Consider the following 6,666-nt stretch of genomic DNA (forward strand, 5'->3'; position numbering starts at 1 on the left):
CTTAGACGGTGTATCAACGAAGCCAGACAGCTGGTAACGCGATGCCAACTCTGGCACGGGTGGCAAGCGGCGCAGCGCAGGCGCGGCCATCCAGCCCAACTCCACTAGCCACCATTGCGATGGCTGCTGGCTTGGAATGAAGGGAAGAAAAAGGCGGTAGCCTACGCGACCTTGGTGAGTCTGATTGTCGAGCCACACGGCAAACTCGGGACGAAACTGGCCATCAATCGCCAGGTATTGCCCTTTTTGCACCGAGCCTGAGAGCGATTCCGGTGCTTGATTGGCCTCAAACTGTGCCAGATGTTGGGCTTTTTGCTCGCCACGCGTCCATTGCCAATGGCTTAACTTGACGAGCAGCAGGACCACAACCACAGTCAATATCACAAACCCCATTCGCCGTCCTTGTTTCATGATTACCTATTGCGCTAAGGAGCGCTTATGTTGGTCAAAGCTATTCTGATTTGTTTACTGGTTTTTATTCTATTTAATCTTTTTCGTGCCTTGCCGGTACTCCTAAAAGGCGATAGTTCCGTGCCTTTATCGCGTTATCTCGGTCGGCGTGTGCTGTTTTCCGTGGTTGTCTTCGTATTGTTGCTGATTGCGCTCTCCATGGGCTGGATAGCCCCTAACCCGCGTCCTTACTGAGCTACAAGATATACACAAAGACAAACAAGCATAGCCAGACCACATCGACAAAGTGCCAATACCAGGCGCTAGCTTGAAAGCCAAAGTGATGCTCAGGGCTAAAATGCCCCCGCATCACACGCAGCCACACCACCAACAGCATGATGGTACCTAATGTAACGTGTAGGCCATGAAAACCAGTTAATAAATAAAAGGTGTTGCCATACACTCCGGAATCGAGACGCAGATTCATTTCTTGATAGGCGTGCACATACTCTTCACCTTGAAAGAACATAAACAGCGCCCCAAGCAATACCGTGACCAGTAAAAAGCCTTTCAGTCGCTCGCGCTGATTTTTTTCAATCGCGGTATGGGCAATATGGAGCGTGACCGATGAGGTCAGTAGGATAAGTGTGTTAAGCAAGGGCAGTCCCATCGCCGGCATCGCAGTGGTTTCAATTCCGCCCGGGGTCAACGTAAGTGGCCACTGAGCGACAAAATCCGGCCACAGCACCGCCGCGGTCATCGCGTTATTGCTCGCACCACCGAGCCAAGGGACAGCGATAAAACGGGCATAAAAGAGCGCGCCGAAGAAGGCACCAAAAAACATCACCTCAGAAAAAATAAACCAGCTCATTCCTTGGCGAAAAGAGCGGTCCATTTGCGCCGAGTACAGCCCTTGCATGGACTCACGGATCACGTCGCGAAACCAGCCGGTGAGCATAATCAAAATAAGCACGGTGCCGGCCAGCAACAGCCAAGGGCCACTGCCACCAAATAAACCACCCACGGTCGCCCCCGCGCCAGCAGCGATTAAAAACAGCGCCACGGCACCGAAAATCGGCCAAATACTCGCCGCTGGGACATAATAACGTTCAGGCGTCGCCATGAGCGCCTCCTTATTCCTCGGCGCTGGCGGTCACATCAAACAAGGTGTAAGCCAGCGTTAAGTGGTTAATGTCATCCGGCAACTCAGGATCCACGTAAAAGATCAGCGGCAAAGATGCATCTTCCCCACGTGGCAATGGCTGACGGTTAAAGCAAAAACATTCAATTTTGTTCAAGTACTGCGCCGCTAGACCCGGCGAGACCGAAGGCACGGCTTGGCCAATGGTGTCGTAGCGCGCGTTATTGGTTGCGAGATAATTAATCGTGTGAGTCGCACCAGGGTGCACTTGCATCTGGTTGACTTGGGGCTCAAACGTCCAACGCATGCCCGGGTTGATATAGGCGATAAACTCAATAGTCACCAAGCGGTCTTGGTCAATGCCCGCACTAGATGCGGCCGCCTCGGTATCGGTTTTACCATTAATCCCCGTCACCTCACAGAACACGTCATACAAAGGCACTAAGGCAAAGGCAAAGCCAAACATCACCACTGCGAGCAGCAGTAATCGGCGAGCGGAGCGGGTTGATTTAGTGGCCATCTCGCACCTCCTTGAGATCAGGCGGTGTCTCAAAGGTGTGATACGGTGCCGGTGAAGGTACAGTCCACTCCAGCCCTTCGGCACCTTCCCACGGTTTAGCGGCCGCTGGCGCGCCACCCCGTGCGCATTGAATCACCACCACCAAGAAGATAAGTTGCGACAGACCAAAGGCAAAGCCACCGATACTGACAATGGCGTTCACGTCGGCAAACTGCAGGGCATAATCGGGGATCCGGCGTGGCATTCCCGCCAGTCCCAGAAAGTGCATGGGGAAGAAAAGCACATTCACCGAAATCACCGAACACCAAAAGTGCCACTTGGCCAAGGTTTCATTAAACATATGGCCCGTCCACTTGGGGAGCCAGTAGTAAGCGGCGGCCATAATCGAGAACACCGCCCCCGAAACCAGCACATAGTGGAAGTGCGCCACCACAAAATAGGTATCGTGATACTGAAAATCGACCGGGGTGATCGCCAGCATCAAGCCCGAAAACCCACCGATGGTAAACAAGACAATAAAGGCAATCGCAAACAACATGGGCACTTCAAAGGTCAAGGATCCCCGCCACATGGTGGCGACCCAGTTAAAGACCTTCACCCCAGTGGGCACCGAAATCAGCATGGTACAGAACATGAAAAATAGTTCGGCAAACACCGGCATCCCGGTGGTGAACATATGGTGCGCCCACACCAAAAAGCTCAACCCCGCAATCGAGGCGGTGGCATACACCATCGAGCTATAACCGAACAGGCGCTTGCGTGAAAACGCAGGGACAATGGCCGAGATAATGCCAAAGCTTGGCAAAATCATGATGTAGACCTCGGGGTGACCAAAGAACCAGAAAATATGCTGAAACAAAACTGGATCGCCGCCCCCCGCGGCATCGAAAAAGCTGGTACCAAAGTATTTATCGGTAAGCACCATGGTAGCCGCGCCCGCCARCACCGGCATCACTGCAATGAGCAAAAAGGCGGTGATCAGCCACGTCCAAACAAACAGCGGCATTTTCATGTAGGTCATGCCCGGCGCACGCATATTGGTGATGGTGACAATCACATTGATGGCCCCCATGATCGAGCTGATCCCCATGATATGCAGGGCAAATACAAATAGACCGGTACTGTCTGGGCTATAGGTGGTCGACAGCGGTGCGTAGAAGGTCCAACCAAAGTTAGGGCCGCCGCCTTCCATAAACAAGGAGCCAATGAGTAGCAAGAATGCAAACGGCAGGATCCAAAAGCTCCAGWTATTCATCCGTGGCAGCGCCATGTCCGGCGCCCCAATCATCATCGGCACCATCCAGTTAGCCAAGCCGGTAAACGCGGGCATCACCGCGCCAAACACCATGATCAGGCCGTGCACTGTGGTCATTTGGTTGAAAAAGTTAGGCTCAACCAATTGTAGTCCGGGCTGGAAAAGCTCAGCGCGGATCACCATCGCCATTGCCCCACCCAGTAAAAACATGGTGAAGCTGAAAATCAGGTACATGGAGCCAATGTCTTTGTGGTTGGTGGTCAACACCCAACGCATGATCCCACGTGGTTTGTGGTGATGATCGTCATGCAGGTTATCTGGGGTAGTATCTGTCATCACGCGCTCCTAAAGATCTTCACCTGACTTTACCGCGTTGATTTGCGCAGCTTGTACGGTCTCACCAGTGTCATTGCCCCACGCATTACGCTCATAGGTCACCACCGCTGCCAATTCTTTGAGCGACAATTGCGGGCCAAACGCTTGCATGGCAGTGCCCGCTTTACCGTTGACGACAATATCGATATGGTCGACCAATCTATCCGGTTGAGTAGCAATCTCAGCGCCGGCCAACGCGGGGAACACGCCCGGCATCCCTTGCCCTTCGCTTTGGTGACACATGCCACAGCGGCTGTCATACACTTGTTTGCCGAGCGCCATCAGCTCATCCATCGGCATTTCCATGTCCAGCAAGCGTTGCTCCTCTTCGCGCGCTTTCTGCTGTGCCAAGGCGGTTTCTTGCACCCAAGCATCAAATTCCGCTTGGGGCTTGGCGATCACCACAATCGGCATAAAGCCGTGGTCTTTCCCGCACAGCTCTGCACATTGGCCGCGGTAAATGCCAGGCTTATCAATTTTGGTCCACGCCTCGTTAATAAAGCCGGGGTTGGCATCTTTCTTCACCGCAAAGGCGGGCACCCACCACGAATGAATCACATCTTGTGAGGTGATCAAAAAGCGCACCTTACGCCCAACTGGCAACACCAAAGGCTGATCGACCTCGAGCAAATAGGTATCACGCTTTTGTCTTTCATTGCGGATTTGTTCCGGACTCGAGGCAAGCAGTGAAAAGAAGGCAACGTCATGGTCAAAATAACGGTAATGCCACTTCCATTGTGAGCCCGTTACCTGCACCGTGAGTGCCGGCTCGCTGGTATCTTCCATATCGAGTAACACCTGGGTGGCCGGAATTGCCATGCCCACCAAAATCAAAAACGGCACGAGCGTCCACGCAATTTCTACTTTGGTGCTTTCATGGAACGAGGCAGGCTTTGCGCCTTTGGATTTGCGGTGGCGGATGATGGCCCAAAACATCACCCCGAATACCAGGACGCCAATCGCCACGCAGATGTAAAAGATGGTCATGTGCAGGTCATACACCTGCTGACTGATGGCCGTGACCCCTTGGGTGAGGTTCCAGCCTTCACGCTCGGCGGCCAGCGCTGAGCCACTGAGCAAAGCCATTCCCAATGCTAGGATTCGTCGTTGGTACCTCAGCACGGCTCCCTCCTGCCTCACGGCATCAATGCAAAGCCTCGCTGCCTATGGCCACATACCAACGTCTCACGCCGTAATAGCAGTCAGAGTGGCGATATCAGCAAGCCGTCGTTAAGGAAAAAACGCGATACAGCCGGTCACATTCATTAACGTTTTATTTACATTTAATTTAGGAGAGGTTTGCCTAAAGGACAAAAAAACAGCAGAAAAAGATCGTGATGCCAAGCACATACTGATACATCACGCAGGCGCGGCAGGCGGCGAACCACGCCGCACTAGAGTTCTAGGTGCAGAACCACCGGGGTAAAACGCAGACGGTAACGCGGCATCGCCGCCAGGGCACGCTGCCAAAGTCGCCAACGCGGACACGGCTTATCGAGCGGGGATTTTTCTTCCACGCGACACGCCCAAGGTAACGCATTAATAATCGCCATTCTGGGGTCGGTGAACCCGTGTTGGTAGCGCTCACAGCCGAGCTTTTGGCCCATGCGAGTATGACATTTGTCCCCCGCCAAGACCAAGCAAGCCTCAAGTTGGGGGAAATAACGGCTAATATGGTGGCAAAAAGCAGAAATGTCTTGGTTAGTGCATTCTAACAAGGCTTGATCGCAAATCAGCATCGTCGGGTGACCGGCCGGCACCGCCAACTGCGCCAACCAGTCAAGCTGCTTGACCGAGCCTTGCACCATCCGAAACCGCTCACTGGTATGAAAGAGGCGCTCACGCCAGAGCAGGGTTTCGTCCACGTCCACTTCCAACCAGCGACAGCGGCCGTTATCCAATCGATAAAAGCGGGTATCTAATCCGCCACCCACGTTAATAATCCACGCAGTGGGATGCTGGGCCAAAAACTGTTTGACGATGGCATCACATTGGCTAGTGAGTGTGGCATATAGCAGCTGGGTTTGATCGAGGTTGCGCCAATCGCATTCGGGCTGCAACACGCATCCCTGACAGGCCGCGGCCGCCATAGGATCATAGATCACCCCGTCGTCAGTCAGGCTCTCACGACTGCGCAGCCACATTGGCTTAAATAGCTTACTGGGAACAGAATGCTGTTGAGTACGCACGGACACCTCCACACACGATAATCATTGATGATAATAATTATCGTTTAACTTAGCAAGAATGCAAAGGTGTTTTTTTAACCGCGCTTTAATGGCGGACGCTCTCGCCCGCCCAGGCCAGGATCACATCCAGTCGGTATTACGGATCACCCCCACAGCGACGCCTTCAATGGTCAGCGACTGGGCGGTTAAATCCACCGAAATGGGCATAAACTCATCGTTTTCAGCATGAAGCACCACTTGTGCGCCTTTTTTCTCAAGGCGTTTGACCGTCACATCGTCATCAACACGGGCAACCACCACTTGGCCGTTGTGCACATCTTGCGTTTTGTGGACGGCGAGCAAATCACCATCGAGGATACCAATGTCTTTCATGCTCATGCCATTCACACGAAGCAGGAAGTCAGCATTAGGCTTGAATAGATCAGGAGTAACCTGATAGTGGCTTTCCACGTGCTCTTGCGCCAGTATCGGCTCCCCGGCGGCGACACGACCAATTAAGGGCAGCCCTTGCTCTTCCGGCGTCACCACTTCTTCTTCACTGATCAAACGAATACCACGCGAGGCGCCTGGGATAATCTCCAGTACCCCTTTGCGGGCCAAGGCTTTTAAATGCTCCTCAGCGGCATTCGCCGAACGAAACCCCAATTGACGGGCGATCTCGGCGCGGGTGGGGGGCATTCCTGTCTCTTCAATGTGTGCTTTAATCAAATCGAAGATCTGTTGCTGTCTCGCGGTTAACGGCTTCATGCTCTTACCTGTCTTTTTATACAGTTAACTGTGAGTATATCCAGTAAAC

At 53.1% G+C, this 6,666-nt stretch carries 8 protein-coding genes; 1 reads left to right on the forward strand and 7 read right to left on the reverse strand.

From position 1 onward, the window contains the following. A partial coding sequence (locus tag BZG14_RS14230) for an SURF1 family cytochrome oxidase biogenesis protein (RefSeq protein WP_338012799.1) occupies window positions 1-393 on the reverse strand: 393 nt, incomplete at its 3' end. A 45-nt stretch (window positions 394-438) separates the two neighbouring features. Here BZG14_RS14230 and BZG14_RS14235 point away from each other — a divergent pair. Next, a complete protein-coding gene (locus BZG14_RS14235) occupies window positions 439-645 on the forward strand; it encodes a DUF2909 family protein (protein ID WP_069361974.1) in 207 nt (68 codons plus the stop codon). 1 nt (window position 646) lies between these two features. On the opposite strand, the gene BZG14_RS14240 is transcribed toward BZG14_RS14235, so the two are convergent. The 6 genes from BZG14_RS14240 to lexA form a co-directional block, all read right to left on the reverse strand. Continuing rightward, window positions 647-1,513 carry a cytochrome c oxidase subunit 3 gene (locus BZG14_RS14240; protein ID WP_077609038.1) on the reverse strand — a complete coding sequence of 289 codons (867 nt, stop codon included), beginning with the start codon at window positions 1,511-1,513 and terminating at the stop codon, window positions 647-649. Between the two features lie 10 nt (window positions 1,514-1,523). Beyond that, a complete protein-coding gene (locus BZG14_RS14245) occupies window positions 1,524-2,051 on the reverse strand; it encodes a cytochrome c oxidase assembly protein (RefSeq protein ID WP_069361976.1) in 528 nt (175 codons plus the stop codon). Continuing rightward, a complete protein-coding gene (gene ctaD, locus BZG14_RS14250; RefSeq protein WP_077609039.1) occupies window positions 2,041-3,642 on the reverse strand; it encodes a cytochrome c oxidase subunit I in 1,602 nt (533 codons plus the stop codon). The genes BZG14_RS14245 and ctaD overlap by 11 nt, the downstream gene beginning before the upstream one ends. A gap of 9 nt (window positions 3,643-3,651) precedes the next feature. Then, a complete protein-coding gene (gene coxB, locus BZG14_RS14255) occupies window positions 3,652-4,767 on the reverse strand; it encodes a cytochrome c oxidase subunit II (protein ID WP_077609040.1) in 1,116 nt (371 codons plus the stop codon). 308 nt (window positions 4,768-5,075) lie between these two features. Next, entirely contained in the window at window positions 5,076-5,870 is a 795-nt protein-coding gene (locus BZG14_RS14260; RefSeq protein WP_321166655.1) for a class I SAM-dependent methyltransferase, read from the reverse strand. 120 nt (window positions 5,871-5,990) lie between these two features. Then, window positions 5,991-6,617, reverse strand: coding sequence for a transcriptional repressor LexA (gene lexA / locus BZG14_RS14265; protein ID WP_077609041.1), 627 nt, complete (start codon window positions 6,615-6,617; stop codon window positions 5,991-5,993). Window positions 6,618-6,666: the final 49 nt, after the last annotated feature.

This window comes from Salinivibrio sp. IB282, assembly GCF_001995685.1.
GTDB classification, from domain to species: Bacteria; Pseudomonadota; Gammaproteobacteria; order Enterobacterales; family Vibrionaceae; genus Salinivibrio; species Salinivibrio kushneri.

What these genes read in the sequence shown, in the direction of transcription:
- BZG14_RS14235 (WP_069361974.1), top strand. Translation starts at nt 439, where the DNA reads ATGTTGGTCAAAGCTATTCTGATTTGTTTACTGGTTTTTATTCTATTT.
- BZG14_RS14240 (WP_077609038.1), bottom strand. Translation starts at nt 1,513, where the DNA reads ATGGCGACGCCTGAACGTTATTATGTCCCAGCGGCGAGTATTTGGCCG.
- BZG14_RS14245 (WP_069361976.1), bottom strand. Translation starts at nt 2,051, where the DNA reads ATGGCCACTAAATCAACCCGCTCCGCTCGCCGATTACTGCTGCTCGCA.
- coxB (WP_077609040.1), bottom strand. Translation starts at nt 4,767, where the DNA reads ATGGCTTTGCTCAGTGGCTCAGCGCTGGCCGCCGAGCGTGAAGGCTGG.
- lexA (WP_077609041.1), bottom strand. Translation starts at nt 6,617, where the DNA reads ATGAAGCCGTTAACCGCGAGACAGCAACAGATCTTCGATTTGATTAAA.